At 51.6% G+C, this 25,693-nt stretch carries 24 protein-coding genes; 12 read left to right on the forward strand and 12 right to left on the reverse strand.

What is annotated here, in order from left to right; all coding sequences use genetic code 11:
• Positions 1 to 42: 42 nt before the first annotated feature.
• Complete coding sequence (locus tag WFK81_RS15460; RefSeq protein WP_336787285.1) at positions 43 to 942, forward strand: SDR family oxidoreductase; 900 nt, start codon at positions 43 to 45, stop codon at positions 940 to 942.
• On the opposite strand, the gene WFK81_RS15465 is transcribed toward WFK81_RS15460, so the two are convergent.
• The 4 genes from WFK81_RS15465 to WFK81_RS15480 form a co-directional block, all read right to left on the reverse strand.
• Positions 926 to 1,501 (reverse strand): DUF1697 domain-containing protein, encoded by a 576-nt coding sequence (locus WFK81_RS15465; protein ID WP_336787286.1) that lies wholly within the window; start codon positions 1,499 to 1,501, stop codon positions 926 to 928. The genes WFK81_RS15460 and WFK81_RS15465 overlap by 17 nt on opposite strands.
• Positions 1,498 to 3,321: an ABC transporter ATP-binding protein gene (locus WFK81_RS15470; RefSeq protein WP_336787287.1), complete on the reverse strand. Its 1,824-nt coding sequence runs from the start codon at positions 3,319 to 3,321 to the stop codon at positions 1,498 to 1,500. Before WFK81_RS15470 ends, WFK81_RS15465 begins: the two co-directional genes overlap by 4 nt.
• 27 nt (positions 3,322 to 3,348) lie before the next feature.
• Positions 3,349 to 3,774, reverse strand: coding sequence for a MarR family winged helix-turn-helix transcriptional regulator (locus WFK81_RS15475; protein WP_336787288.1), 426 nt, complete (start codon positions 3,772 to 3,774; stop codon positions 3,349 to 3,351).
• A 98-nt stretch (positions 3,775 to 3,872) separates the two neighbouring features.
• A complete protein-coding gene (locus tag WFK81_RS15480; RefSeq protein WP_336787289.1) occupies positions 3,873 to 4,616 on the reverse strand; it encodes a phytanoyl-CoA dioxygenase family protein in 744 nt (247 codons plus the stop codon).
• Positions 4,617 to 4,766: 150 nt separating this feature from the next.
• On the opposite strand from WFK81_RS15480, the gene WFK81_RS15485 reads away from it, so the two are divergent.
• A complete protein-coding gene (locus WFK81_RS15485) occupies positions 4,767 to 5,552 on the forward strand; it encodes an AraC family transcriptional regulator (protein WP_336787290.1) in 786 nt (261 codons plus the stop codon).
• Between the two features lie 91 nt (positions 5,553 to 5,643).
• Here WFK81_RS15485 and WFK81_RS15490 read toward each other — a convergent pair whose 3' ends face one another.
• Positions 5,644 to 6,618 carry a glycoside hydrolase family 43 protein gene (locus tag WFK81_RS15490; protein WP_336787291.1) on the reverse strand — a complete coding sequence of 325 codons (975 nt, stop codon included), beginning with the start codon at positions 6,616 to 6,618 and terminating at the stop codon, positions 5,644 to 5,646.
• 183 nt (positions 6,619 to 6,801) lie between these two features.
• A complete protein-coding gene (locus tag WFK81_RS15495; protein ID WP_336787334.1) occupies positions 6,802 to 7,716 on the reverse strand; it encodes an NADP-dependent oxidoreductase in 915 nt (304 codons plus the stop codon).
• Positions 7,717 to 7,873: 157 nt separating this feature from the next.
• On the opposite strand from WFK81_RS15495, the gene WFK81_RS15500 reads away from it, so the two are divergent.
• The 3 genes from WFK81_RS15500 to WFK81_RS15510 all read left to right on the forward strand — a co-directional run bounded on the left by WFK81_RS15500 (position 7,874) and on the right by WFK81_RS15510 (position 12,588).
• Positions 7,874 to 8,317 carry a MarR family winged helix-turn-helix transcriptional regulator gene (locus WFK81_RS15500; RefSeq protein WP_336787292.1) on the forward strand — a complete coding sequence of 148 codons (444 nt, stop codon included), beginning with the start codon at positions 7,874 to 7,876 and terminating at the stop codon, positions 8,315 to 8,317.
• A 19-nt stretch (positions 8,318 to 8,336) separates the two neighbouring features.
• Entirely contained in the window at positions 8,337 to 11,615 is a 3,279-nt protein-coding gene (locus WFK81_RS15505) for a DEAD/DEAH box helicase (RefSeq protein ID WP_336787293.1), read from the forward strand.
• Between the two features lie 145 nt (positions 11,616 to 11,760).
• Positions 11,761 to 12,588, forward strand: a complete 828-nt coding sequence (locus WFK81_RS15510; protein ID WP_336787294.1) for an alpha/beta fold hydrolase — start codon at positions 11,761 to 11,763, stop codon at positions 12,586 to 12,588.
• Here the strand turns inward: WFK81_RS15510 and WFK81_RS15515 are convergent.
• A complete protein-coding gene (locus tag WFK81_RS15515; protein WP_336787295.1) occupies positions 12,540 to 13,298 on the reverse strand; it encodes an MBL fold metallo-hydrolase in 759 nt (252 codons plus the stop codon). The genes WFK81_RS15510 and WFK81_RS15515 overlap by 49 nt on opposite strands.
• A gap of 122 nt (positions 13,299 to 13,420) precedes the next feature.
• On the opposite strand from WFK81_RS15515, the gene WFK81_RS15520 reads away from it, so the two are divergent.
• Positions 13,421 to 13,852, forward strand: coding sequence for an Lrp/AsnC family transcriptional regulator (locus WFK81_RS15520; protein WP_336787296.1), 432 nt, complete (start codon positions 13,421 to 13,423; stop codon positions 13,850 to 13,852).
• Positions 13,853 to 13,889: 37 nt separating this feature from the next.
• Here the strand turns inward: WFK81_RS15520 and WFK81_RS15525 are convergent, their stop codons facing one another.
• From WFK81_RS15525 to WFK81_RS15545, 5 genes are read right to left on the reverse strand one after another with little or no spacing between them, the layout of a single operon-like run.
• The gene (locus WFK81_RS15525) at positions 13,890 to 14,606 is read right to left on the reverse strand and encodes an ABC transporter ATP-binding protein (protein WP_336787297.1); all 717 of its coding nucleotides are present in this window, start codon (positions 14,604 to 14,606) and stop codon (positions 13,890 to 13,892) included.
• A gap of 2 nt (positions 14,607 to 14,608) precedes the next feature.
• On the reverse strand, positions 14,609 to 15,841 hold the full coding sequence (locus WFK81_RS15530) for a hypothetical protein (protein ID WP_336787298.1): 1,233 nt from the start codon (positions 15,839 to 15,841) through the stop codon (positions 14,609 to 14,611).
• 13 nt (positions 15,842 to 15,854) lie between these two features.
• Positions 15,855 to 17,138 carry a hypothetical protein gene (locus WFK81_RS15535; RefSeq protein ID WP_336787299.1) on the reverse strand — a complete coding sequence of 428 codons (1,284 nt, stop codon included), beginning with the start codon at positions 17,136 to 17,138 and terminating at the stop codon, positions 15,855 to 15,857.
• Positions 17,138 to 17,911 (reverse strand): hypothetical protein, encoded by a 774-nt coding sequence (locus tag WFK81_RS15540; RefSeq protein ID WP_336787300.1) that lies wholly within the window; start codon positions 17,909 to 17,911, stop codon positions 17,138 to 17,140. Before WFK81_RS15540 ends, WFK81_RS15535 begins: the two co-directional genes overlap by 1 nt.
• 51 nt (positions 17,912 to 17,962) lie before the next feature.
• Positions 17,963 to 18,334: a GntR family transcriptional regulator gene (locus WFK81_RS15545; RefSeq protein ID WP_336787301.1), complete on the reverse strand. Its 372-nt coding sequence runs from the start codon at positions 18,332 to 18,334 to the stop codon at positions 17,963 to 17,965.
• Between the two features lie 154 nt (positions 18,335 to 18,488).
• On the opposite strand from WFK81_RS15545, the gene WFK81_RS15550 reads away from it, so the two are divergent.
• The 6 genes from WFK81_RS15550 (at position 18,489) to udk (ending at position 25,584) form a co-directional block, all read left to right on the forward strand.
• Complete coding sequence (locus WFK81_RS15550) at positions 18,489 to 19,139, forward strand: GntR family transcriptional regulator (RefSeq protein ID WP_336787302.1); 651 nt, start codon at positions 18,489 to 18,491, stop codon at positions 19,137 to 19,139.
• A 222-nt stretch (positions 19,140 to 19,361) separates the two neighbouring features.
• Positions 19,362 to 20,840, forward strand: coding sequence for an aspartate aminotransferase family protein (locus WFK81_RS15555; protein WP_336787303.1), 1,479 nt, complete (start codon positions 19,362 to 19,364; stop codon positions 20,838 to 20,840).
• 4 nt (positions 20,841 to 20,844) lie between these two features.
• Entirely contained in the window at positions 20,845 to 22,029 is a 1,185-nt protein-coding gene (locus WFK81_RS15560) for a class II aldolase/adducin family protein (protein ID WP_336787304.1), read from the forward strand.
• Between the two features lie 36 nt (positions 22,030 to 22,065).
• Complete coding sequence (locus tag WFK81_RS15565) at positions 22,066 to 23,274, forward strand: MFS transporter (protein WP_336787305.1); 1,209 nt, start codon at positions 22,066 to 22,068, stop codon at positions 23,272 to 23,274.
• Positions 23,275 to 23,296: 22 nt separating this feature from the next.
• Positions 23,297 to 24,922 carry a xylulokinase gene (locus WFK81_RS15570; RefSeq protein WP_336787306.1) on the forward strand — a complete coding sequence of 542 codons (1,626 nt, stop codon included), beginning with the start codon at positions 23,297 to 23,299 and terminating at the stop codon, positions 24,920 to 24,922.
• A gap of 53 nt (positions 24,923 to 24,975) precedes the next feature.
• Positions 24,976 to 25,584: a uridine kinase gene (gene udk / locus WFK81_RS15575; protein ID WP_336787307.1), complete on the forward strand. Its 609-nt coding sequence runs from the start codon at positions 24,976 to 24,978 to the stop codon at positions 25,582 to 25,584.
• Positions 25,585 to 25,693 lie beyond the last annotated feature (109 nt).

Raw genomic sequence — 25,693 nt, forward strand, 5'->3', positions numbered from 1 at the left:
GGTGAATATCCTGTAGCAACTTTTCTGTTTTGGAGGCACAACATGATTCCCATTTATCCTTATTACAGCCAGGAAACCAAGTGCAAGCAGGTACCGGTAACTTTCCCGCCGCAGCATCAGGATCGGCAGCCCGGCCTGGAATATCTCATGAATCCTGCTCCGATCTCGGATAACCCGGAATACAAGGGCAGCGGCAAGCTGAAAGGCAAGGTCGCGATTATTACGGGCGGCGACAGCGGGATTGGCCGCGCCGTTGCGATCGGATTTGCCAAGGAAGGCGCGGATGTAGCGATCGTTTATCTGTACGAACGCGAAGACGCGCTGGCAACCAAGCAAATGGTAGAGCAATACGGAGGACGCTGCCTGCTGATCGAAGGCGATCTTAGAAAGCCGGAATTTTCCTCGGAGGTTGTACAAAAAACAATCGGGCATTACGGCTGCCTCGACATCCTGGTCTTGAATCAAGCCGTGCAATTCCCGCAAAAATGCATTCTGGACATCTCTAACGAGCAGCTCGAAGATACGTACAGAACAAACATCTTCCCTCACTTCTATTTAACGAAAGCCGCGCTCCCCCACCTGAAGGCCGGAAGCTCCATTATTAGCACGGCGTCTGTTACGGCCTATGCGGGAGCACCGCTGCTAGTTGATTATTCCTCCACGAAAGGAGCTATCGTCTCCTTCACCCGTTCCTTGTCCCTCCAGCTCGTAAGCTGCGGCATACGCGTAAATGCCGTTGCTCCCGGTCCGATCTGGACGCCGCTTATCGTATCCAGCTATTCCGCTGAATATGTCAAAAGCTTTGGCCTGGAGACGCCGATGAAACGCGCCGGCCAGCCGTTCGAGCTTGCGCCTACTTATATTTATCTCGCTTCCGATGATTCCTCGTTTGTTACGGGCCAAGTCCTCCATGTAAACGGCGGAGTTATGACGGAGACGTAGACGATTCCATCCCGTCCGCGAGCGCAACAAGCTTGTTAATCGTGTTCCAGTTGCGGACCGTGGAATGTACGCCAAGCTTCTCCGCTTTCACGGCGAGCTTGGAATTTCGAATCGTTTGATAGAACAACAGATACAAGTCCCGTCCCTTGCTGCCGAAGAGCTCCTCCGCGGTTTCGAACGACCGGAGCTTATCCAGATGTTCGGCTGACGGCTCTTCCAGCATCATCGACACATACAGGTATTCCCCCTGCGCCGTGGCTGCCGCCGCCGCAAGCTGCTCTTCGGTAAACGGACAGCTTGCGGCAATAACGCGCATCTCCTCCGCTGTACGCATAATGACCTTGATCGAAAGCCCAAACACTGTTTCAATCTGCTGCTCGGTCCGGCTTCGCAGCGCAGCTTCATCCTCATCCGACTTAAACAAAATATTGCCGCTCTGAATATACGTCTGCACATTCTGCAATCCGATTGCGGTCAATGCCTCGCGCAAATCGGCCATCTTGATTTTGTTTTTCCCGCCGACATTAATGCCGCGCAGCAATGCAATATTTACGGTCATAGTTCCTCCTTCATCCTCTCAAACTGCTTGGCATGCAGGTCTTTGTAAACCCCGTTTTGCTGAAGCAGCTCTTCATGCTGTCCTTTTTCCACAATCGTTCCGTCCTGCACGACCAGTATTTGATCGGCTGCCATGATGGTCGACAACCGGTGCGCAATAACGATACTTGTCTTATTCTGCAGCAGGACGCTCATTGCCTTCTGGATGTAGTACTCCGATACCGTATCAAGCGAGGATGTCGCCTCATCCAGAATAATAATAGCGGGGTCTTTCAGCAGAACCCTCGCGATGGAAATCCTCTGCTTTTCCCCGCCCGACAGCTTCATCCCCCGGTTGCCTACCACCGTGTCGTAGCCATCCGGCAGCTCCATAATAAAATCATGGATATACGCCGCTTTGCATGCCTCCTGCATGTCTTCCTCCGAAGCGTCGTCATTGGCATACATCAGATTTTCCCGGATCGTCCCGTTAAACAGATAGCTGTCCTGGGTGACCAAGCCAATCTGCGACCGTAGCGATTCCAGCGTCATATCCTTGATATCCGTCCGCCCAATCCGGATACTGCCCGAGCTGCGCTCATACAGCCGCGGCAGCAGGTTCGTAATGGTTGTCTTCCCCGCTCCGCTTGGACCAACAAGAGCTGTCATTGTCCCTGATTCCGCCATAAACGAGATATTCCTCAGAGCGGGTTTGTCTTTCTGATAAGCAAAGCTCACATCTTCAAATACGATATCCTGCCCGGAAATATCCGCCGGCAGCGCCTCCGGCTTATTCACGATGACCGGCTCCATATCGAAGTAATCGAAGATCCGTTCAAACAACGCAATCGAGCGGTTGATATCGACGTACAGATTCGTCATTTGGCCAAACGGTCCGTAGATCCGGCCAAGCAAAGCAACAAAGCTTATAATTTCCCCGACCGAGATCTCCCCTTGAATATATAAATATCCGCCGTACAAGTAAATCAGCATCGGGCCGATCGTTGTAAACGTGGACAGCAGCATCATAAACCAACGGCCGGCCATGGATTCCCTGATCTGCAGACGGGTGGATTCGGCGTTTACGGTCTTGAAGCCTTCGTATTCCTTCCGTTCCTTCGTGAACAGCTTCATCAGCAGATAACCGCTAATGCTAAGCGTTTCCTGGATGATATGGTTCTGCTCGGACATTTTCTCCTGGGTCTCTTTGGCGATTTTCCAGCGGACACGGCCCATTTTGCGCGTTGGAACAAGAAACAGGGGAACAACAACCATCCCCAGTATAGCCAGCTTCCAGTTCATCACAAACAGCGTTCCAAGCGTTGTCGCAAGAATAAACAGGTTGCTCGCAAAATTGACTACGGTGCTGTTGAATACCCCTTGAATGCCGGAAATATCGCTTGTCATTCTCGTGATGACTTCGCCCTGTTTCACGTTGGAGTAGAACTGCAAAGGCATCTTTTGCAAGTGTCGGTACATCTGGTTTTTCATATCGTATACGATATTTTGCGAAATATAGGAATTGAGATAGCTCTGCAGCACGCCAAGCAGGCCGGACGCAACGGTTGCGGCAAGCGATATAAGCACGAGCTCCAAGAGCAGCCTCATATCTTTATTCGGCAGCGCATCGTCCACGATATGCTGGATAAATATCGGCGGCAGCAGCCCCAATCCCGAAGAAAGCAGCAAAATAAACAAAACAACTACGGTCTGTTTCCAGTATGGGACAAAATAGGCGGAGATGCGGACGAGCATCGCTTTTGTAATATTCGGCTTCGCCCCGTCATCAAACTTCATCTTGTTAAAGCCCATTCCTCCCGGTCCCCCGTACATTCTGGACATCGGTACCCCTTCTTTCGTAAGCGTCGCTTAGAGATGATTCAGGATCTGCTGATGCAGCTTATGCAGCTTATCGACATCATCCGGAGACAGGTTCTCAAGCGCGCCGCTTAAGGCTTTATAAGAGGCTGCTTCCAGATTGTACAGCCGGCACAGCTCCTCGCCTGCCGGCGTAATAAACAGCTGGATCTCTCTGCGGTCCTGCTCGGAAGGCTCCCGTACAACAAGCCCTTTCTCCACAAGCTGGTCAATATGTACGCTGACCCGGCTTTTGGCGAAGACAAGCTTCTCCGTCAGTTCCTTCTGCTTTTGCCCCGGATTCAGCCGCACAGATTCCAGAATATTGATCTGATGCACGGTTAAGCCAAGGTTAGCCGCACTGTGAAAAGCCAGCTTTTTCAACTGACGGGTAATCCGGAAAAAAGACTGGTAAATAGTCATAGCATCCGCTGCCATCTTATAAGCACCTTCTTAGTTATCATTGTAAACCGTTATGGTTGTAAACTAATTATACACAAAAAGAAGAGAGCCTTCCAGCCCTCTACTCTTGTGCTTTAATATAAAGGAAATTTCTGTCGCAAATCCTCCCGGTGAAGCACATGAGAATCCTCGCGGATGTAATGGCATACATAGGAACGGCGCCAGCGCTGCTTGCTCCGGTTTTTGCCTGACGAATGGATAAGAAGTTCGCTGAAAAACAGGATATCTCCCTTCTCCATCACAACCGGAATCTGCTTACTCGTATCCACGCCTTCCGTTTCTTCGGTCCAGGGCTCATGCTCCTCTATGTTTTTGACCGCGCCATGCGGCAGCAGCCCAAGCCTATGGGTGCCCGGCATCACCCACAAGCAGCCGTTCTCGACATCGATCAGATCCTCCATCGCCGTCCATGCGGCAATCATCGTCATCGGATCATTCTTGATGTAATAGTAATCCTGATGGGCAGCCTGTCCCGGCGAACCCGGTTCTTTGTAGAAATACATGCTTTGCACGCATACCGCTTCTTTGCCCATCAGCTGAGCCAGCGCCCCTCGGACCAGCGCGTGCTTCATAAGCTGTCTGGACATGCCGTCATGCTTATGGGGATTAAAGAGACGCAGCGAATATTTCTTGGACTCCTCGCAAGCCGCCCACTCCGGCATGGGGGACTGGTTCCTGATATCGTAAATGTGTCCGTTAAAGGCATCAATCAAATCGCTGGACATGCCGTTCTTCCATAACAAATATCCGTTTTCTCTGAAAAAGGCGATCTGTTCATCCGACAGGGGAGTAAGCGGAGCCGTATAAGTCGTATTCACTAATCATTCTCCTTTATGAATCATTTTGCTCGAGCGATACACTCATCGTACTCCCCTTACCTAATCCGGACAATGGCTGCGAATTACACAATTGTATCCGTGATTGATATTTCGTGTACATAGGATATACAATCGTTCTGAGGTGATTGTATGCATGTGGCATCAGCCGTAGCCGGCTCCGTCGTCTATCCGCCGGGAGGCAAATTCGGTCCGCGTTTCCAGCAGGATTTCCAGCTTGTGATGCTGTATACCGGAGAGATGTCCGTCACGATCGACGGCCGGGAACTCCGCGTCCAGCCCGGGCATGTCGTTCTTCTCTTGCCCGGGCATGAAGAACAATTCGTCTTCTCCAAGACCGAGGATACCTGGCATCGCTGGATAGCGGTGCATGTGCCGGAGCTTGCGGAACAGACCCTGGAATCGTTCCGGTTGTTGCCGCAATGTCTGCCGCTAACCGAAGACATGAACCGGCTTACGGATCTTCTGCTCCGCCTTCAGCGGGATGCTTCGCCAACCGACCCCGTTATGCAGCAGCTTGGACTAGCCGCCTTGCATTTGTATCCCATAGAATCCAAACGGTCTTTGGATCAGAAGGAGAAGCATCCGGCGATTTATGCGGCATTAGCCTGGATCCGCGAGCACTTTGCCGAAGAAGCGACTTTAAAAGAAATGGCGGCTTCCGCTAACGTCTCGCCCGAGCATCTGGTAAGACTGTTTAAGCATTATGAGCAGGCTACGCCCTTCCAATATTTATGGAGCTTCCGTATTCAGAAGGCGGTTGAACTGCTCACCAATACGGGTCTTACCGTTACGGAGATTGCGCAGCGCTGCGGCTTTAAGACCTCCCACCATTTTGCCAGGCAGCTTAAGCAAGCCACCGGCCGTACCGCCTCCGAGCTCCGGCAATTATCATGGAGCGGTCTGCGTAAGGCTTAAATCGGTGCTGTTGTAGCGCACCGATAACGCTGAATTAACCATCGTATAACAAGAAAAAAAGCACGGAGCGGCCGCTCCGTGCTTTTTCCTGCTAGTTGTTGTAAGGGTCAATCGTCTGAATCGTACCGTCTTCGTTATACTTCAGCTCGGTAAATTTCACGCTTCGCTTATGGTCAACGCCGCCGGAAAGCGATGCATCATGGTAGAACAGATACCACTTATCCTCGAATTCCACGATGGAATGGTGAGTTGTCCAGCCGATTACCGGCGTCAGAATAGTTCCCTTGAAGACAAACGGTCCTTGCGGATTGTCGCCAATGGCATACACAAGCTTATGAGTCGATCCCGTTGAATACGACAGATAGTACTTGCCGTTGTATTTGTGCATCCACGGACCTTCGAAATAACGGCGCTCTTCGTCGCCGGCGAGCAGCGGATTGCCTTCCTCGTCCACGATGGAAATCTCTTTCGCCTCGGATTTGAAGGTCAGCATATCATCGCTGAGTTCCGCGACGCGTGGACCAAGAGCAGGACCGTTTACATCCGGATCAGCGGCATCCGCAACAAATTCGCCCGTAGTCCATTTCTCCAGCTGTCCGCCCCACAGACCGCCGAAGTACATATACGCTCTGTTATCGTCGTCCACGAGAACGGCGGGATCGATGCTGAAGCTGCCGGGAATATAATTTTCTTCTGCCTTGAAAGGTCCCGCCGGTGCTGCGCTGGTAGCTACGCCAATGCGGAAAATGCCTTCCTTGTCTCTAGCAGGGAAATACAAGTAGTAAGTATTGTTCTTGAATGCGGCATCCGGTGCCCACATTTGTTTGGAAGCCCAAGGCACATCCTTCACATGAAGTGCTTCACCGTGATCGACGCACGGGGAATTCACGTCATCCATGGACAAAATGTGATAATCCTCCATCTGGTATTGGTCGCCGTTATCGTTAGTCGGGCCATCATGATCGAGGTCATGGGAAGGATAAATATAAATTTTGCCTTCGAAAACATGCGCAGAAGGATCTGCCGTAAAAATATGCGTTACAATTGGTTCATTTGGTTTGGACATGTGCTTATTCTCCTTTTCGCGCATAACTGGTACCATTCTACTGCACCTTTTTCATTCTAACTTGATTCAGCTGACGTTAAACTACATAAATTAAAGAACTTTGCCTGTAAAATTAAGATTTCCGCATAAAAACCTGTGCAATCGGCCGATTACACAGGTTTTTTACCAGTTTTTGCACATCTATTATTTTTCCGTTTCAAGTACGATACGCCCGCGGCCATGTCCCGCCTCCGAGCGGATATGAGCTTCGCGTGCTTCTCCCAGTGGAAAAACAGCCTGAACTTGCGCGTGAACAACACCTGTGTCGATCAACTCCGCAATGTCCGCTAAATCCTGGTTGGATGCCAGCACTGAGCGGAGCACTCGCACGCCCTCCTGCTGTCCACGCTCTATTGGAGGCTGACCTGTTATGGTAAGCAAAGCCCCTCCCGGTTTGATAAGCGGCCAGGAGCGCTCAAGCGTAGCTCCGCCAATCGTATCCAGCACAAAATCCACCTCACGCTCCAGCCCCGCTTCAAACGGACCGGCCGTATAATCAATGGCATGATCTACCCCAATGGACCGGATATAATCCATATTCAAAGGTCCAGCCGTTCCGATAACATTGGCCCCTTTCGATTTGGCGAACTGGACGGCAAACAAGCCTACACCGCCGCCCGCACCATGAATAAATACGCGGTCCCCGGCCTTAATGCCCGCATTCTTGATGGCACACCAAGCCGTCGTTGCTCCTCCGGAGATCGTTGCCGCCTCCACAAAACCGATGGAAGAAGGCTTAAGCGCGACCGCATCGACAGGAGCCGTTGTATACTCCGCATAGGTCCCGTTTGTGCTCCTTCCGAATACCTCCTGCCCGGCTACAAGCCCGGTCACTCCCGGACCCACGCTTTCGATTACACCGGCAAAAGCCGTCCCCGGTATGACCGGGAATTTTATAGGCATCGGAAATAGCCCTTTGCGGATTTTCCAGTCCACGGGCAATACCCCGGCAGCCGCAATACGGATCAGTACCTCCCCTTCTTGCGGAACCGGCTTTGTCGCCACCTCCAGCTGCAGCACCTCGGGTCCCCCAAATTGATAATAACGGATGGCTTGCATCGTTTGCACCAAATGATTGGCCTCCCTTTTCGCTTATTGGAATGTCAGACAGAATCGTGTAAAATCAAAATACGGAATGAACACATATTGAGTATACTCACTAAATAATCGATAAGAAGAATATAGAAATTCATGTGTCAAAAGTCAAGGAGGAACCATGGCAGCATCCGAAACGACAATACCGTCAGCCGGTCAACTGCTGGAAACGCTGCTCCGGACAACCCACCGGCTGCATCTCCAGTTCGAAGCCCAATTATCCTCCCTCGAGATTCCGGAATATTTATCCGGACCAAGGCTGCGCTTCCTCGTCTCCGTAGCGGAAGCCGGACAAATCCGGATGAGCGATATCGCCGCAAAGCTTGGCATCAAGCCGCGCACCGTTACGCAATTCGTGGATGCGCTTGAACAGGAAAAGCTGATTGTCCGCCTGCCCGACCCGGAAGACCGCCGGGCTACTTTTATCCGATTGTCCGATATTGCGCCTCCGCTTATTCAACAAGCGCGGCTTGCGATGAGCGAGTCCGCCGACATGGTTCTCGCTTCGATATCGCCGGAGGAACGCGGCGAGCTGCTGCGTTTGCTGCGGCAACTGGGCGAGTAGCCGGAAAGGATTACAGCTTATGAGCTTTCAATATACCGATGATGATGTCCGGGTATTATGCGGCAGGTTCGCCTTCGAGGAAGGGGAAGCCATTTGGCATGCGGGCGGAGTGACGATACTGCGGTATGACCCGGACAAACCGTTCTGCGAAGCCAATGTCCGGACGAACCGAGACCTGATTGTAACGGCTACCCGCATCCGCGGCGAGATTGTGGCAACCTGCACCTGCCCGGACTTTGATCCCGAAGATAAATATTGCCAGCATGTCGCAGCTATGCTGCTGCACCTGTTGGAGCTGCCTGAGCTGCCCGAAGAAGCGCTCAACCTGGCCCGCATCTCGGCAAGCGACCAGCTGCTGTCGTCTAGCATATTGGACCTATTCGGCAGCCGCGAACGGGGGCAGTCAACGCTTCTTGGCAGTACGCGTTATGTGAGAGACACCCGCATACCGGTTGAGGTTCAGTTCACCTGCGTGATCTTCTCGAGCGGTTACCGGAATTACCGGATCGGAATCGAGCTCCGGACGGGTCTTGGAAGACTGTACGTTGTGCCGGACATCCGCGCTTTTATCGAAGGAATAGCTTTGAACGTCACCCGGACCTTCTCCAAGCAGTTTACGTTTAATCCTGCCGAGCATCGTTTTCGCAATGAGGATTACGCTTTGCTAGGCGAACTAGCTCGGATCAGCAGGAACGAAGCGCTCTATCAGGAAGAAGCGGCGCCTTTAAACGGGAAGTCTCGCGGCAAGCAAAACAACCGGATGCTGATGATCCCTCCCGCGGATTGGCCAGCCGTGCTGCCTTTGCTTGCGGCTTGTCCTTCCGTGCTGATCGATCAGGAGGGGACCGTTACTGCCGGCCTGCAGATGAACGATGAAGCCTCCCCCATCCGATTCGAATTTGGCGAGCAGGACGGGAACGGCTTTCAGCTAAGTGTTGAAGGATTGGACAAGATTACCGTGCTAACCGCCTACAACATGGTTCTGAGCGAAGGCCGGATGAAGTTGCTTCCGGAGGCCTCGTGCAAACAGCTGGCCGATTTCAAGAATATGCTGGATGCCTCGCACCGGCAGCATGTCATCCTCTCGCCGGAACAGATTGAGCCTTTTATGGAGAAGGTTGTACCCGAGCTGATGAAGCTAGGGCAGGTTCAAGTGACCCGAAGCGTAACGGATAAAATCGTGCAAACTCCCCTGCATGCGAGGCTCTATCTGGACCGGATCCGGGACAGACTGCTCGCCGAGCTGGAGTTCCAGTACGGGGATATCAAGATCAACCCTTTGGAGGCACGCACGGATTATAAGACTGGAGACCGGATCCTTCTCCGGGATGGAGATCGAGAGAACCAGATTCTCGATATCATGGAGCAAAGCGGCTTTATTACGACTGAGCTTGGCTATTACATGCAGGACGAGGAAAGCGAATACGAGTTTTTGCGGCACACCATTCCGAAGCTGGAGAAGCTGCTGCAGGTCCATGCAACTTCAGCCGTAAAGCTGCGGATCGTTGTCCCGAATACTCCGCCTTTGCTGAAGGTTGAAGTGGACGAGAGAACCAACTGGCTGGAATTCAAGTTCGAGCTGACCGGCATATCCGACGACGAAATTCGCAGCGTGCTTCGCTCCATCGTGGAAAAGCGCCGGTACCACCGGCTGCGGGAAGGCGCGCTGCTGCCGCTCGAAGGCAAGGAATACGAAGCCATTAAGAGGATTATTAACGAAACGGGCTTCCTCCGAACAGAGCTGAATCAATCGGTTTTCCGCATTCCTGTGGCACGGGGGCTCCATCTCGGGGATTACGAGAATGAAGGAAGAACCATTCAGCTCGGCAAATCGCTGCGCAAGCTATTGGCTCATATCCGCAACCCGGATCACCTGGAATTTGAAGTACCGGCCACGCTGCGGCATGTGCTGAGGGATTATCAATCATACGGCTTCCAATGGATGAAGACGCTGGCCCATTACCGGTTCGGCGGTATTCTGGCGGACGATATGGGGCTTGGCAAAACGATTCAAAGCATCGCGTTCCTTCTCTCCTGTCTTCCGGAGATCCGAGAACTGGAGCAGCCCGCTATTATCGTTACGCCGGCATCCCTTATGTACAACTGGCTTAGCGAGCTGAAGAAGTTTGCACCGGAAATCCAAGTGGTCATCGCGGACGGAACAAGACCGGAAAGAGCGGCCAAGCTCAGGTCCCTGAAAGGAATCGACGTCGTCATCACGTCGTACCCGCTGCTGCGCAGGGATATCGAGCTGTATGTCCAGCGCTTCTATCATACGGTTATCTTAGACGAAGCGCAGGCGTTCAAAAACCATGCCACCCAAACCGCGCAGGCCGTAAAAGCGCTGCAGGCCAAGAACCGTTTCGGATTAACCGGTACTCCGCTTGAGAACAGAGTCGAGGAGTTATGGTCCATCTTTGGCGCCGTGTTCCCTGAGCTGTTCCCTGCCCGCAAGGTCTTTTCAGACCTGTCGCGGGAAAACATTGCGCGCCGTGCGCGTCCCTTCCTTTTGCGCCGCCTGAAGACCGACGTGCTGAAGGAGCTGCCTGAGAAAATCGAGACCCTGCAGACTACCAGTCTGCTGCCGGAACAGAAGAAGCTGTATGTCTCTTATTTGGCCAAGCTGCGTACGGAAAGCGTCAAGCATCTGGATAATGACCGGAGCTTCCAGCAGCAGAACCGGATCAAAATATTGGCCGGCCTGACCCGGCTGCGCCAAATCTGCTGCCATCCGGCGTTATTTATTACCGATTACGAGGGAAGCTCCGCCAAGTTCGAGCAGCTGTTCGAAATCGTGGAGGAATGCCGCAGCACCGGCAAACGGATGCTGATCTTCTCGCAGTTCACCGAGATGCTGGGTCTCATCAGCAAAGAACTGGTCCGGCAGGGCCTCTCCTATTTCTACCTCGACGGCAGTACCAAAGCGGCTGAACGGGTAGAGCTATGCAACCGGTTCAACGACGGAGAGAAGGACATCTTCCTCGCCTCGCTTAAAGCGGGCGGAACTGGACTTAACCTGACCGGTGCCGATACCGTTATTTTGTATGATTTATGGTGGAACCCGGCCGTAGAGCAGCAAGCAGCCGACCGGGCGCACCGGATTGGCCAGACCAAGGTGGTTCAGGTTATCCGGCTGGCCGCCCACGGCACGGTTGAAGATAAGATGTACGCGCTCCAAGAACGGAAGAAAAATATGATCGACGACATTATCCGGCCCGGTGAAGAGCAGCTGTCTTCGCTAACCGATGCGGATATCCGCGAGATTCTGGCTATTGGCGCTGATGAGCGGGATTTGTAAGAGGAAATGTAATAGTTACAAACAACGGCTGTGCGACTACCTTAGTACAGCCGTTCTTTTATTCCGACATGACTGCCGTAACTGCCGCGTAAGTTAAAAGGATTAATTATATGGGCGAGATTCCGACTTTAGGGGGGAAATATCAATGATTTCTTTAGGCCAGAAGGTTGTCATACTAGGAGAAAAGGAGTTTAACTACTACATAAGCGCAAGCGAGGACAAGGAAACGATTGTCATGCTGCATGCCGCTTTTGCTGACCACACCCTATTCCAAGGGCAAATTCCGGATCTGACAGAGCATTACCGGCTTATCGTTCTGGATTTGCCAGGACACGGTGTCAGCGCGGGGGCTAAATCCAAGCTTACCATGCAAGACATGCCGGACATCATCAGCCGCATTCTGGCAGACAACCGGATTGCATCCTGCCATCTGCTTGGCGTCTCTCTTGGCTCGCTGGTCGCGCAGGCTTTTGCGGAGCGATATCCCCATCAGGTACAGTCCGTCATTATTGTTGGAGGCTACTCCATTCATAAAGCGAATAAGCGGGTCCGCAAAGAACAGCAGGCCGAAGGGCTCAAATGGATTGGATATATCCTATTCTCCATGACCAAATTCAAGAAATATGTCTTGAACGTCTCTTGCGCTACCGAGCAAGGGCGCACTTTGTTTGAACAGGGGATCCGGTACTTTCGGCGCCAGTCCTTTCAGGCATTAAGCGGCATGGGCTCCTTTTTTACGGAAAAAACAGAATCCATGCCTTACCCGATGCTTCTTATTCTCGGAGAATTTGACCGGAAACTTATCCATGATGCCGCACAGGAGCTTCATCAGCTTGAGAAGCAATCACAGCTCGTGATCCTTCCGGCTGCAGGACATTGCGCCAACGCGGATGCACCGGAAGCATTTAACCGGACCATCCGGCATTACTTGTCTAACGTTACCCGCTGCCCGTCCGCAGGGATCAGAACCTGACCAAGCAGGCCTTCCGCGTTTAACGCGTCGGCGAGAACCTCTCTTGTCACGAGACAATGATTGATCGTATCCATATGAACGGCAACCACCTTCGAGGACGGTGCATAACGGCATACCCGGATGACATCCTCCGCATTCATCGTAATGGGATCGCCAACGGCAAATTGCGCCCCGCCCGCATTCACAACCGAGACATCCGGCTTGAAAGCATCCAAGGCATGCTTTACTTCGTCGCACCAGATCGTATCGCCCGCGATATAAAGAGTCGGCTCGCCTTCCGCTTGAAGTACAAAACCGGACACCTGCCCCATTTTTTTGCCGATTTCACCCGTCCCATGCCGGCCGCTTGTTCTTGAGATTGTAATGCCTTTATAAAGGGCGGATTGCCCGATATCCGTTACGTTAACAAAATGCTGCCCCGTGATCATTGCGGCATATCCCGGCTGACAGAACAGCGGCGTCGACTTCGGCAGCGCCTCTATTGCGGCGGCATCCCAATGGTCGGGATGGAGGTGGCTGACAAGAATCACATCTGGCTGCAGCAGTTTTTCCTTAGGAAAAGGGAGCGGAACAAGCGGGTTGCGCCGGTCATTCGTTGCATTCATAATCGGCGGGTTTACGCCGGCTTCGCTAAACATCGGATCAACAAGAACCTGTACTCCCGCATATTCCAGCCACAGCGTAGCATGCCTGATCAGTTGAATGTTCATATTTGTATCCCTCGTTTCTTATCGTGTCTGATACAATTATAAAATAAGCCAAGTCGCGCACGAATAACCTGGTGAAACGATATAACCGCTTTTATTTTCATAATGAAAGGATTTCTTCCGACATGTTAAGCTCCTACGGAATTGACAATATCGACAGACAAATATTAAGCTGCCTGATTGCGGATGCCAGCCAGTCCCACAAGTCCATTGGAGAACAGGTGCATATGACCGGCCAGGCCGTTGGCGCCCGCGTCCGCAAGCTTCAGGACCTTGGCATTATTGAAGGCATAACGGTCAATTGGAATCCCGAGAAAATCGGCTTGACCGTCCATGCCTTTGTCACCGTCTTTTTGCCATCCAATACGGCACATCAAACGTTTCAGCAATTCGAGGGCGGCTGCAGTCAGGTTGTCGAGATTCACCGCGTCAGCGGCGAGGGCTGCTATTGGATGCGCGTGCGCGTCGGCTCACAGCAGGAGCTGACAAGCTTTCTCGACGAACTGCTTGCCTACGGCAACTACAAGGTAAGCTTGTCCATTGGGCAGATGAAGTAAAAAAAGGAGCCGCGTATCGCTACGCTGCTCCTTATCTTTATTCAAGTACGCTTTTGTAACGGTCAGGCCGGTAGCCTGCTTTTTCCGCCATGATGGCGGCAAGCTCCTTGCCCTGCTCCCGCAGGTCATCCATATAAAGATCGGCTTCGATACGGCCTCTGGACATAATAAGCGCACGGTCGATAACCGTCTCGATCTCGTCAAGATGATGGGTAACGATCAGGATCGTCTCATCCCCCTTCAAATTGCCGATCATCAGCTTCAAGAAGTCCCGCCGCGTAAACATATCTTTGCCGAGGAACGGTTCATCCATCAGAATATATTTGGCGCCTTTCGCCATCCCCGCGCTAATCTCCAGCTTGGATTTCTGGCCTCTTGAGAAGGTGCGTATTCTCTTATCGGGCTCCAGCTCGTAAAATTTCAGCAGCTTATGATAATACGCAAGGTCAAATTGCGGGTAAAAATCGGAGAGAAATTCCGCATACTGAACCGGTGTCAGCTTCGGAATGAAGCTTCCCTCTTCGGTTATATACGCAAGCTGCTCATACTGCTCCTCTACAGGACGGCCGTTCAGCAATATGTCCCGATGCTGGACCTCGCCCAGCCCCATAATCGCTTTGAGCAGCGTGGTTTTCCCGCTTCCGTTCTCGCCCAATACGCCAACAATTTCGCCGCTTGGAATGGTTAAATCCGAGACATGCAGGATAGGTCTGGCATCGCCGAACGTTTTCTCCACGTACTTTAATTCAAGCATGGCTATTCCCCCTTTCCTCGCTCAAGCTTCAGATGGTCGAATAAACGATAGTCGTAGAGCTGGAGATCATGAGAAGTTCCTTCCGGCCAGTTAAAGGTATTAACCAGGTCATCGTTCAAATCCGATACCAGCTCGCCTTCGTAAAGAAGCTGATTCGCCTTATACACTCTTATCATTAAATGAATCGGCAGGAAGCCATCTAACCGTTCCTCTGGTCTAGGTTCCGTAAACGTATAAACCAGATACAGCCTTCCACCCAGGTATTGCATGTTCATTCGGCTGCGATAGGAATCCTTCCAGGTGCTTGCATAGTCAAGATTGGTTGTATCCGCCAGCTGCATGCCGTTTTGGAAATCGATACTCCATACCGTTTTGCGATAAAAGGTATCATGATCCGTTTGAACGGAATTGTTCTGAAAGACAAGGTTCAAAATTCTATCATTGGAATAGGCCTCATATTGATCTGAATACACGCTGCCTGATGGATCAAGCCTAATATTGCCAAGCATTTTCCCGCTTACCGGATCATAACCTCTGACAACGACATGCCCGTTCTCCTTCAATATAAGCGCAAGCTTGTCGCCCGCTGCCGCAAGTCCAAGCACGGCAAGAGAGGCACCTTCTTTATTCTGGCGCAGACTGAATTCCGTCACCGTCCGGGTCGTTCCTTCCTCTGCGAAAGAAAGCTCGTAAATGCCGTTGGTGCCCGTACTTTCCGCGGCGGTAGGCACGGTAAAGTACAGATGGTCTCCAACCTTCGCGAGTCCGTATTCCAGTGGGTTGACATATTTGCCGTCCGCATTCGCGTTCGCAATATTCGCATAGACAAGCGAGGACTTGCCGTTATTCTTAACATTTAACAAGTTCTTGTCGGTATACAAAACGTAAAACGGGCCTTCCCCGTGTACCTCATATTCCAGATTGTCTATCCTTTTTTTGCCCCCGTTGACGTACTTGTAATGATCCGACAGCAATAAAGGAGGATCGTACACCTCGGTATGCCTCGTTAATTTCCCGCTGTTAATCTCAAACGTCGTGCTGGCGTACTGGTCGCTAATATCCCCGGAGATGGTAATCGGGTTAATTGCCGACCAGTCACCTAGATGATCTTTTATATATAAGGTTCCCGCATTCTGATGAGCATGGTTCAGCCAGGCAAAGATTCCAATTAGCAGGATGGCTATTATGCCTACGGGAATGGCAAGATGACGGGATAGCTTCCGGACAATCATCATGGTACATCCCTCCTTATTCCGCTGGCCGGATTGAAATTTGGTCAAATTCCCTGTTATACATTGGATCATAATCGTAGCTGGCTGCAAGATGTTCGACCCGGTTGCCGTCCTGGTTCCGATCCGTTACAAGCTCGCCTTCATACTGAAGCCTCGCTGCCTTATAGACTCGTATCATCAGGTGTTTGGGGCGGGCCATATCAAACAAAATATCGCTTTGATCCTTTGTTTCCGTTGATTGATAGATGACATACAGTTTGCCATTTATATAGTGAATGCTCTTCATGTTACGCAGGTCTGATTCCCTATCATCCGGGTAGCTGACGGCTGTTTCGTCCAGCAGCTTTACTCCGTCTGCAAGATCAAAGCTCCATATCGTTTTGTTCACTTTCCCTTGATCCAGACTGCTCATAAAAGCAAGACTTAGCCTGCTGCTGTCGGAATCCGAATACGCTTCATAGGATTCATAGAACGAACGGCCTTTAATCGTTGTATCGGATCCCGAGATAGAAAAGCCGCTCACTTCCGCTTCCCCTAGCTGCTCTCCGCTCTTGCTGTCGTAGCTCCGGATCACCAGCTTATGATCTTCCTCCAGCACTAAAGCAAGCTTGTCACCAACCGCTTCAAGTCCAAGCACCTGAATTTCAGAGGAACCGTCACCCTTATTTTTATCTAGGCTGAAAGTGGCCAAGGCATCCGATGCCGGCAATTCTCCCCGATAATCCCTGCCGCTAATAAAGTTTAATCGATAGATTCCGCTCGTACCGATATAGCTGTTTGTCGAGGGAACCACGAAATAGTACTGGTCTCCAATGCTGGCCAGCCCGTATTCGAGCCGGTTCGTGTAAGTAGCCATATTGTCGTTTCTCGGCTGCTTGTTCTCGTCATATTCCGTAATATTCGGATGTACCGATGCTTGCCGATAGGATCCTGGATCGTCTGGATCTCTAGCCACGATCGAGTCCGGCGAAAAGATGTTGTCAAATTTCCACTTCCCTTTTACCTTATCGGGCTGAACGCTGTTGTACCAAACCGCCCGTGGCGGATCAAACAACTTCGTATCCGTCGTTACCTCTCCGTTAGCCAGATTAAACAAGGTACTGTGAAAGCCGTCTCCGAGTTCTCCGCTGATGGTCACATCCGACAACGCCGCTTGGTCTCCCTCATGATCCTTTAAATAAAAGACTCCGTTATCCCTGTCCGCATGAACCTGCATGAATTGCGACGCAATCAGAAGCAGCGCCAGGATGAATACCGGAAGAGCCGCATGGCGCGATATTTTTTCCCCTAAACGCACCATCAGGCGATAACCCCTTTCCGGACCAGCCTCATGCCATGCCAGATAAAGAAACCGCTTAAGAGAAACAAAGCTATACTATACGCATACAGCTTTGCCATCGTCCAATCCAAATTCGGCGCATCAATCTGAGCATTCAGAATATGCCTCATGATCCACCCTGCGGCAATAACGAGAATGATGTACCAATGCCGTCTGCCGCGTTCGCACAGGAACGCATAATAGAGCCCTGTTGCCAAGCTTACAAGTATGCTGGTCGAAGCCACCCAGCCGCTGATGCTGATGGGCAGTAAAATCTTCAGAAAGTTAGAACGGATAAAAGCGAGGAACAACCCGTTATGCATCACGAACTTGCCGTCCGCATAGCTGCCGATATGGCTCGCATACGCCGAGTACCCCCAGCGGATCGCCAGCAGATGACCGGCAAAAAGCAGAAGCAGCCCGATTATAAAAGACAGCAGATTGCTCCAATAATACGCCCCGCGCTTTACCGGAAGGGTTAAGTACGTATAGATGCTTTTGCTTCCCCAATATGCGTTGTACTGCTTCACGAGAAAATAAACGCAGAATACGGCAATAAACACGAACAGCACCGTCTTGCAGCCGGATGCAGCATACAAGCTCTCGAATCTTGGATGAACGGAATTTTCGTTTAATTTCTCTGCCGCGGATTGCAGCAGAAGATAAGGCGTAAATATCATCCCCGCCGTCAGAATCAACAAAACAGGCAGCATGGATGCAAATTGAATATTAAGCAGCCGGTACAAACCTTTCACTTGCCAGCACCTCCTGTATTAATCGACTAATACAATCACTGTATAAAAAAGTTATTCCCACAACTCTGTTAGAAGCTCCACGGTTTTCTTGAACGATAAATTCGCTTCCTTGGCCTCCGCGATAAACGCCGCCACCATTTCCTTGGTAAGCTCGGTTTCGATCCGCGCGTATATCTCATCGTCCAGATAGATAATGCTTCCCGTGGTGCTGCTCGTTCGGACATACCCCTCATCCTCCATCAGCTTAAACGCCTTCTGAACGGTGTTTGGATTAATGTTCAGCTGCATCGCAATATCCCTTCTGGAAGGAAGCTTATCGCCTGACACGGCCCATCTTAGCAAAATACGCCGTTTCACATACAGAGCAATCTGCATATAGACCGGCATTTTATTGTTCAACTGCAAATCCTGAAACGTCAGCAATACTCCTCACCTGCCTCCTGCAATGACTGTATTATGGCAGTAATACAATGAGTTGGCAAGGGGCATTTGCAAGTGATTCTGTTTGCTGCAATGTTTTCAAGACATAAAGCATTTGTTACTATTAAAATAAAAACAGACAAAGGAATAGATCATAATGTCTTCAACTTCTTTGGAAACGGTCGCTTATCGCGAAATTCGGGAGCGGATCATGCGCGCGGAATATATGCCCGGCTCCATGTTATCGGAAAATGAGCTTGCCGGGCTGCTTGGCATGAGCCGGACCCCTATCCGCGCAGCTATCTCTTTGCTGGAACGGGAAGGGCTTGTCGGAACCTTTCGCGGCCGGGGAGTGATGGTAAAGGAAGTATCCGCCCATGATTTCAGCGAAATGTATGAAGTTCTCGTCTCTATGCAGCTGTTCGCGCTGGACACGGCCCTGAAGCGCCGGCTTGCTTTCGATGTGGATACGATGAGCCAATTGCTTGAGAGGCAGCAGCTGGCTATGGAGCAAAGCGATTACTACGGTTATTACAACCATACCCTGCTGTTCACCGAAACGATTCTTCGGACGATTCATAACGAAAGCATGCTGCAAATTATAGAGCTGTACCGCGGGCGGTATGTCTTCTATACCGTTGCCTACCGCAAAAAATATCCGCAATATCAGCCAAGCCGCTCCGTTCAAACGAACCGCCGAATTTTTGAAGCGATTAATAACGGTGATATCTTAGCGGCCAAAGCCGCTGTCACGGAGCAATACGCCGATGTCCATGAGCAGTTCATCCTCGGCGGACTGATGAGATAGACGCGTAAATCGGAAGCCTACAGCGCCTCCGGTTTTTTTTATCTATGACGGAATGGGATAGCCCCTCTTTTATTCTTAATCGATTTTTAGTAGAAAAGCATTAATTCTGTTAAATAATTTTGTGAGATATTTCCTAAACTGGTTCCTTCTTTCGAACCGTTTATATATACTTGAATTATATTCTCTGCCCTTTGCAAGACCATTATCTGTAGGAGGGTACATATGGAGAGGACTTTTTCGATTTCCCGCTATCCCGATGTAAAGGCCGTGACAAGCCAGCTTGACCGGCTTATTGAGCAGCCGATTTATTCGATTAGACCCGATGCTCTGAGAAAGTACGAAGAGGATTATTTTGAAGCGAAATGCGTGAAATCGAAAGAGATGATCGACGTTGCCAAGGAGATTATTCCCGGCGGCGTCCAGCATAACCTGGCCTTTAACCATCCGTTCCCCCTTGTTTTTACGAAAGCCGAAGGCGCTTACCTCTACGACGCCGACGGCAACCGTTATTATGATTTTCTGCAGGCCGGCGGCCCGACGGTGCTCGGAAGCAACCCGCCCGAAGTACGGCGGAAGGTTATCGAGCTGCTCAACGATTGCGGCCCCTCAACCGGACTTTTCCACGAATACGAATATAAACTAGGCAAAAAAATCGCCGACAGCATCAACTCCGTCGAGATGTTCCGCATGCTGGGCTCCGGCACGGAAGCCTGCATGGCCGCTATTCGCGTAGCGCGTCTGGCAACCAAGAAGAAAAAGATTATCAAGATGGGCGGCGCTTATCATGGCTGGAGCGACCAGCTGGCCTATGGCATCCGCATCCCCGGCTCTAAATGGACGCAAGCGCATGGCGTTCCCCGTTATATCTTCAAGCATACCCAAGAATTTTTCCCGAACGATCTGAAAGATCTGGAACGGAAGCTCCGCTTCAATCAGCTTCGCGGCGGCACGGCAGCGGTCCTGATCGAGCCGGTTGGACCGGAGAGCGGCACAAGGCCGGTTGACCAGGACTTCAATAAAGGCGTGGAGCAGCTCTGCCGCAAATACGGCGCCCTCCTTATTTTCGACGAGGTGGTGACGGCCTTCCGGATCGGGATGTCCGGCGCGCAGGGCTATTACGGGGTTTCCCCGGATCTGACCGTATTCGGGAAGGTTGTAGCCGGCGGTTATCCGGGTGCCGGCGGCCTTGGCGGCAAGAAGGAATATATGAAATATTTGTCCGCGGGCATTGAAGCCGGAAGCAAGCATAAGAAGGCGCTAATCGGCGGTACGATGGCCGCGAATCCGCTCAGCTGCGTCGCCGGCTACTATACCTTATGCGAGATTGAACGGACGAACGCGATTCCGAGATCCGGCCGGGTGGCCGATCGGCTGACCGCGGGACTGCAGGAATTAATCGGCAAATACAAGCTGCCGTTTGTCGCTTTTAACCAAGGCTCGATCTGCCACCTCGAGACGGTAGGCACAATGCATTTTGCCATCAACTGGTCGAAGCCTTGGCAAATTCCGAAGGTATTGTCGGAGACGTCCAAGCGGAAAAGAGAAATGGAGCATATGGGCGCTGCTTACATGGCCGAAGGCATCGTTACTCTGGCAGGCAGCCGGCTGTACACCAGCGGAGCTTATACGGAGGAAATGATTGATGACGTCCTTGCCCGCTTTGATCGTATTTTCGCCAATGTAGCCTTATTGGAGGGATAGAAGGATGTCCGTGACCGCTATCGAGATAGCCAAGAAGCGCGTTATCGAAGCCGGAATCAAGCTGATGGAGACCGGTCTGATTGTCCGCACCTGGGGAAACGTGAGTCACCGCATCGAGGGCGGCCGGTTCGTCATTACGCCAAGCGGCCGGGATTACCGCTCGCTAACGACGGAAGATATCGTTACCGTTCAAATCTCCGATTGCAGCTACATCGGCAATATCAAGCCTTCCTCCGAGAAAGGCGTGCATGCCGAGGTCTACAAACGTTTTCCCAATGTTCACTTCGTCATCCATACGCATCAGGAGTACGCATCCGTTATCAGCGCTTGTAATGTGGATGCCGTTCCGATAGACGGCGGCATGCTGGCGGGACAGGTATTATGCGGGGCTTACGCGCTCCCGAGTACCAAGAAGCTGCAGCGCAATGTTGCTAAAGCGCTTACTCTCACATCCAACAAGGCCATTATTATGAAAAACCACGGTGCCGTCTGTTACGGCGCCAACGATACGGAAGCCTTCGAAGCCGCGCTGGAGCTGGACCAGGCTTGCCGTCAATATATCGACGATACGTATAAAAGCCTAACCGGCGAGCAAGAAGCCGATGCGGCGGCGTTAAGCCGGTTTGCGCTTGGGCTGGGTTATTCATCTCCGGCGCCTGCGTCCGGGAGTCTGTATCACAGCAGAAGAACGGAGGATGGGTTCCTGCTGTTTGAAGATTCCGGCTCCGAGCTCCTTGTCCGTTATGATGAATTGGATGCGGCCATGCCGGAGGAAGCTTGGGTCTATCAGCAGATCTACCGTACGCATAAGCACATTAACCATATTCACTGGAGCGGCATTCCGGAGATTGCGGTCTTCTCCCAGACCGGGCGGACGCTGAAGCCGCTGCTTGACGATTTTGCCCAGTTGATCGGCACTTCGGCAAGAAACAGTTCGCTCTCCCCTTCCGAGGTATCCGCCGCTCTCAAAAGCTCCTCAGCCGTGCTGATCCGCGGAATGGGCGCTTTATGCTGCGGCGCTACCTACGATGATGCTCTAGCCGTAAGAATGGTTTTAGAGAAAAATGGCAAGGCCTATATCGGAGCTCAGCTGCTTGGCCATGTCAAGCCTATTCATTACCTGGAAAGCCTGTTGATGCGAACGGTGTATTTGAAAAAATATTCGAAGCAGGCCGCAGCTACCTCCTAGCCGAAAGGTGGAATCGTTATTAAAAGAATCTTCCTCATGAAATGGATCATTCTTTTATCGATCGTCCCGATTATCGTATCGACCGAAATGATGTGGCTCTCCTTCGCGCCAATCTCAAGCATAGCCGAAGATTATTATAACGTGAGCAGCATGTCGATCACGTTATGTTCCATGAGCTTTATGATCATGTTTATCTTATTCTCCCTGCCTGCCTCTTGGGTCATAGACAAATGGGGCTACAAAGTTTCCCTTCTGATCGGCGCAGGTCTGACTGCCGTATTCAGCTTATTGCGCGCCTTGTATGCGGAGGATTTTACGTTTGTCCTGATCTTCCAGTTCATTCTGGCGATCGGGCAGCCCTTCCTGCTTAATATCGCTACGAAAGTCGCCTCGGACTGGTTCCCGCTGCGGGAGAGATCTACGGCAGCCGGCATTCTGACGCTTGCCCAATATATCGGATTTATCGTTCCGATGGCGCTTGCTCCCGCAATCGCGGAAGCTTCCGGCATTCCCGACCTGTTTATGTGGTTTGCGGCGTTTGCCATTGCGGCCGCAGTCCTCGCAGCCGCGTTTGTATTCGTGAAACCTCCCGCTTCCCTGACAGACACCGCCCCTCGACAAGAGGTCTTGCGCTTTCAATCGATTGGTCTTCTTATCGAGAACAAAAATTATTTCCTTATCCTGCTCGTCAGCTTTATCTGCATCGGCATCTTCAACACGATTCTTACCCTGCTGGAAACGATCCTTTCTCCCCGGGGATTTACATCCGAGGAAGCCGGGCTTGTTGGCGCCGTATTTATCGTAGCCGGGATTATCGGCGCTGTTGCTCTGCCGATCCTGTCGGATAGACACCGGATTCGGGCGCCCTTTTTTATTGCAGCCATTACGCTGCTCATTCCTGCCTACCTTGGGCTGACCTTTGCCGAACAGTTCGTTCCGGTAACCGTTATTGCCGGGCTTGCGGGCTTCACCATTATGGGCGTTGCCCCGATCTTGTTCCAGCACGGCTCGGAGCTTGCTTATCCCGTCCGGGAAGGCACTTCGCTTGGCATGATTTTGCTCATGGGGCAGGTTTCCGGCATTGCATTTGTTTATTTATTTGAAATTCTGAATGAAGCATTAAATTCTATCGTCTGGCCTATGCTGCTGTTTGTTGTGCTGACAGCCGTATTGCTTCCCGTGACGCTTCGCATTCCGGAATCGGCGTACCAGGCCAAGGATGAAGATACCCATCAGTCGATGTAAAAGATAAAGGCGGGTGCAGCAAATGAGTGCTTATGTGCTCACTTACGATGTAGGAACCTCTGGCGTTAAAACCTGTCTCTACCAACTGTCCTCTTCCGTGACGCTTGTCGCCAGCGCTCTGCATAGTTATGAGCTTACGATTCTGGAGAATGGCGGCGCGGAGCAGGATCCGGCGGACTGGTGGCAGGCCATGCGGGCAACAACAAGGCAGGTGCTGAATAAGAGCGGCATCCCTGCTGCGCGTATCAGCGGCATATCTTTTTGCGCCCAAATGCAGGGCCTTGTGCTTGTTGACGGGAAAGGCAAGCCGGTACGCAAGGCAATGAGCTATATGGATACCCGGGCTTCCGAGGAGCACCGTAAAGGGATCAGGCATGGCATTCAAATTGCCGGGGTTAATGCATTCAAGCTGCTCAAGTCGCTTGCGATCACCCGCGCCGTTCCGGCCAGCGTCAAGGATCCCGTCTGGAAATACCGGTGGGTGCAGCGGCATGAACCCGAGGTGTTCCGCCGTGTCCACAAGTGGCTGGACGTCAAAGAATATCTGCTGTTTAAATGTACGGGCGAATTTGTAATGACCGAGGACACAGCCTATGCCACGCTCCTGTACGACGCGAGAAACAACCGTTTCAGCAAGGAAATGTGCCGGATGTTTGGCGTTTCGACCGAGCATTTTCCGAAGGTGATTCCGTCCACGGCAATGGCCGGATTATTAACCGCCGAGGCTGCCGCGGAGCTTGAGCTTACGGAGGGCACGCCCGTATTTGGCGGAGGAGGCGATGCCTCTCTTATTGGGGTAGGAGCCGGTGCGGTTGCGGAAGGCGATACGCATATTTACCTCGGTACATCCGGCTGGGTATCGACGGTTGTGAACCGGCAGATTATCGACGCGAGCAGCATGATCGCTTCCATCATGGGAGCAAGGCCGAAGCATTATCATTATTTCTGCGAGCTGGAGACGGCGGGCAAATGCCTGGAATGGGTCAAAAACCATCTGGCCTTGGACGAAATCGGCATCTATTTGGAGAAAAAACAAGTATCCGAATCGCAAGAAACGATGTACCGCAGCCTGTACGATTACATGATGCATGCGATCAAAGACGTGCCTGCCGGAAGCAACGGCGTTATCTTTACGCCTTGGCTCCATGGCAACCGCTGTCCGTTTGAGGACGCGCACGCACGGGGATTGTTTTTCAACATCAGCATTGAAACGGGGAAAACCGAGCTGATCCATGCCGTGCTGGAAGGCATCTGTTACCATCTCAGATGGCAGCTCGAAGCGCAAGACCGGAAGATTAAGACCTCCCGGGCGATCCGTTTTGTCGGAGGCGGCGCGCTTGCCCCGCTCACCTGCCAGATCCTCGCCGATATACTGGGACGGACGATCGAGACGGTTGACAGTCCGCAAAATGCCGGCGCCATCGGGGCAGCCATTACCGCGGCCGTTGGACTTGGCATCATTCCGAATCTGGACGCAGCCAAATCTATTGTGAAGGCACGCGCCTCCTTTACGCCCAATCCCCGAAACAAAGCTATTTATGATACGCACTTCGGGGTGTTCAAGTCCTTGTACAGCCGAAATAAAAAAGCATTTGGCATCCTAAATAATCTCAAAGCCAATACTGATGTTTTTCGCGCCTCGCTATGATACAATACTTGAATTGACGGGCTTTACACATTTAGGGGGCTTTAAGAACAATTATGCTTATTATTGGTATTGCTGGCGGCACCGGCTCGGGAAAAACCTCGGTAGCCCGCTCTGTTATTGATCGGCTTGGCGAAGATAAAGTCACTTTTATCTCTCAAGATAATTATTACAAGGATCATCCGCATCTGAGCTTTGCCGAGCGCGAAGGTCTGAACTATGATCATCCTCTTGTTTTTGACAACGAGCTCTTGATCGAGCATTTGAAGCAGTTGAAATCCGGGCAAGCTGCCGAAGCTCCGGTCTACGATTTTCCCAACCACTCCCGGTTTAAGGATAAGACGGTTACGCTCATACCTTGCAAAATCATTGTCATAGAAGGACTTCATGTGTTGTCCGACGAAAATTTGCGCGCGATGCTCGATATCAAGGTGTTTGTGGACACCGATCCCGATGTGCGCATCCTCCGCCGCGTGCTGCGGGATATTGAAGAGCGCGGCCGCTCCATACAATCGATTCACGATCAATATCTGAAGACGGTTAAACCGATGCATGAAGCCTTTATCGAGCCGTCCAAAAAATACGCCGACATCATTATTCCCGAAGGCGGACAGAACGAAGTAGGCATTCAGATGCTGTCCATCCTTATGGAGAAATATTTCTAAATCGAGTAGGAGGGGGCGCCTAGCCCCCGTCCTCTCACACCACCGTACATGCGGGTCCGCATACGGCGGTTCCAAATGGTTAACAAAGTTCTAAATAACGAGTAAGTAA

Origin of the sequence: Paenibacillus sp. MMO-177 (genome assembly GCF_037147795.1) — a bacterium.
In the GTDB taxonomy this organism is placed as follows: Bacteria; Bacillota; Bacilli; order Paenibacillales; family Paenibacillaceae; genus Pristimantibacillus.

Excerpts from the sequence above, each read along its gene's own strand:
- WFK81_RS15550 (WP_336787302.1), top strand. The coding sequence starts at position 18,489 with ATGTCTTCAACTTCTTTGGAAACGGTCGCTTATCGCGAAATTCGGGAG.
- WFK81_RS15525 (WP_336787297.1), bottom strand. The coding sequence starts at position 14,606 with ATGCTTGAATTAAAGTACGTGGAGAAAACGTTCGGCGATGCCAGACCT.
- udk (WP_336787307.1), top strand. The coding sequence starts at position 24,976 with ATGCTTATTATTGGTATTGCTGGCGGCACCGGCTCGGGAAAAACCTCG.
- WFK81_RS15470 (WP_336787287.1), bottom strand. The coding sequence starts at position 3,321 with ATGTCCAGAATGTACGGGGGACCGGGAGGAATGGGCTTTAACAAGATG.
- WFK81_RS15465 (WP_336787286.1), bottom strand. The coding sequence starts at position 1,501 with ATGACCGTAAATATTGCATTGCTGCGCGGCATTAATGTCGGCGGGAAA.
- WFK81_RS15520 (WP_336787296.1), top strand. The coding sequence starts at position 13,421 with ATGTTAAGCTCCTACGGAATTGACAATATCGACAGACAAATATTAAGC.
- WFK81_RS15510 (WP_336787294.1), top strand. The coding sequence starts at position 11,761 with ATGATTTCTTTAGGCCAGAAGGTTGTCATACTAGGAGAAAAGGAGTTT.
- WFK81_RS15475 (WP_336787288.1), bottom strand. The coding sequence starts at position 3,774 with ATGGCAGCGGATGCTATGACTATTTACCAGTCTTTTTTCCGGATTACC.
- WFK81_RS15530 (WP_336787298.1), bottom strand. The coding sequence starts at position 15,841 with ATGATGATTGTCCGGAAGCTATCCCGTCATCTTGCCATTCCCGTAGGC.
- WFK81_RS15505 (WP_336787293.1), top strand. The coding sequence starts at position 8,337 with ATGAGCTTTCAATATACCGATGATGATGTCCGGGTATTATGCGGCAGG.
- WFK81_RS15460 (WP_336787285.1), top strand. The coding sequence starts at position 43 with ATGATTCCCATTTATCCTTATTACAGCCAGGAAACCAAGTGCAAGCAG.
- WFK81_RS15565 (WP_336787305.1), top strand. The coding sequence starts at position 22,066 with ATGAAATGGATCATTCTTTTATCGATCGTCCCGATTATCGTATCGACC.
- WFK81_RS15560 (WP_336787304.1), top strand. The coding sequence starts at position 20,845 with ATGTCCGTGACCGCTATCGAGATAGCCAAGAAGCGCGTTATCGAAGCC.
- WFK81_RS15515 (WP_336787295.1), bottom strand. The coding sequence starts at position 13,298 with ATGAACATTCAACTGATCAGGCATGCTACGCTGTGGCTGGAATATGCG.
- WFK81_RS15500 (WP_336787292.1), top strand. The coding sequence starts at position 7,874 with ATGGCAGCATCCGAAACGACAATACCGTCAGCCGGTCAACTGCTGGAA.
- WFK81_RS15570 (WP_336787306.1), top strand. The coding sequence starts at position 23,297 with ATGAGTGCTTATGTGCTCACTTACGATGTAGGAACCTCTGGCGTTAAA.
- WFK81_RS15495 (WP_336787334.1), bottom strand. The coding sequence starts at position 7,716 with ATGCAAGCCATCCGTTATTATCAATTTGGGGGACCCGAGGTGCTGCAG.
- WFK81_RS15555 (WP_336787303.1), top strand. The coding sequence starts at position 19,362 with ATGGAGAGGACTTTTTCGATTTCCCGCTATCCCGATGTAAAGGCCGTG.
- WFK81_RS15535 (WP_336787299.1), bottom strand. The coding sequence starts at position 17,138 with ATGGTGCGTTTAGGGGAAAAAATATCGCGCCATGCGGCTCTTCCGGTA.
- WFK81_RS15485 (WP_336787290.1), top strand. The coding sequence starts at position 4,767 with ATGCATGTGGCATCAGCCGTAGCCGGCTCCGTCGTCTATCCGCCGGGA.
- WFK81_RS15490 (WP_336787291.1), bottom strand. The coding sequence starts at position 6,618 with ATGTCCAAACCAAATGAACCAATTGTAACGCATATTTTTACGGCAGAT.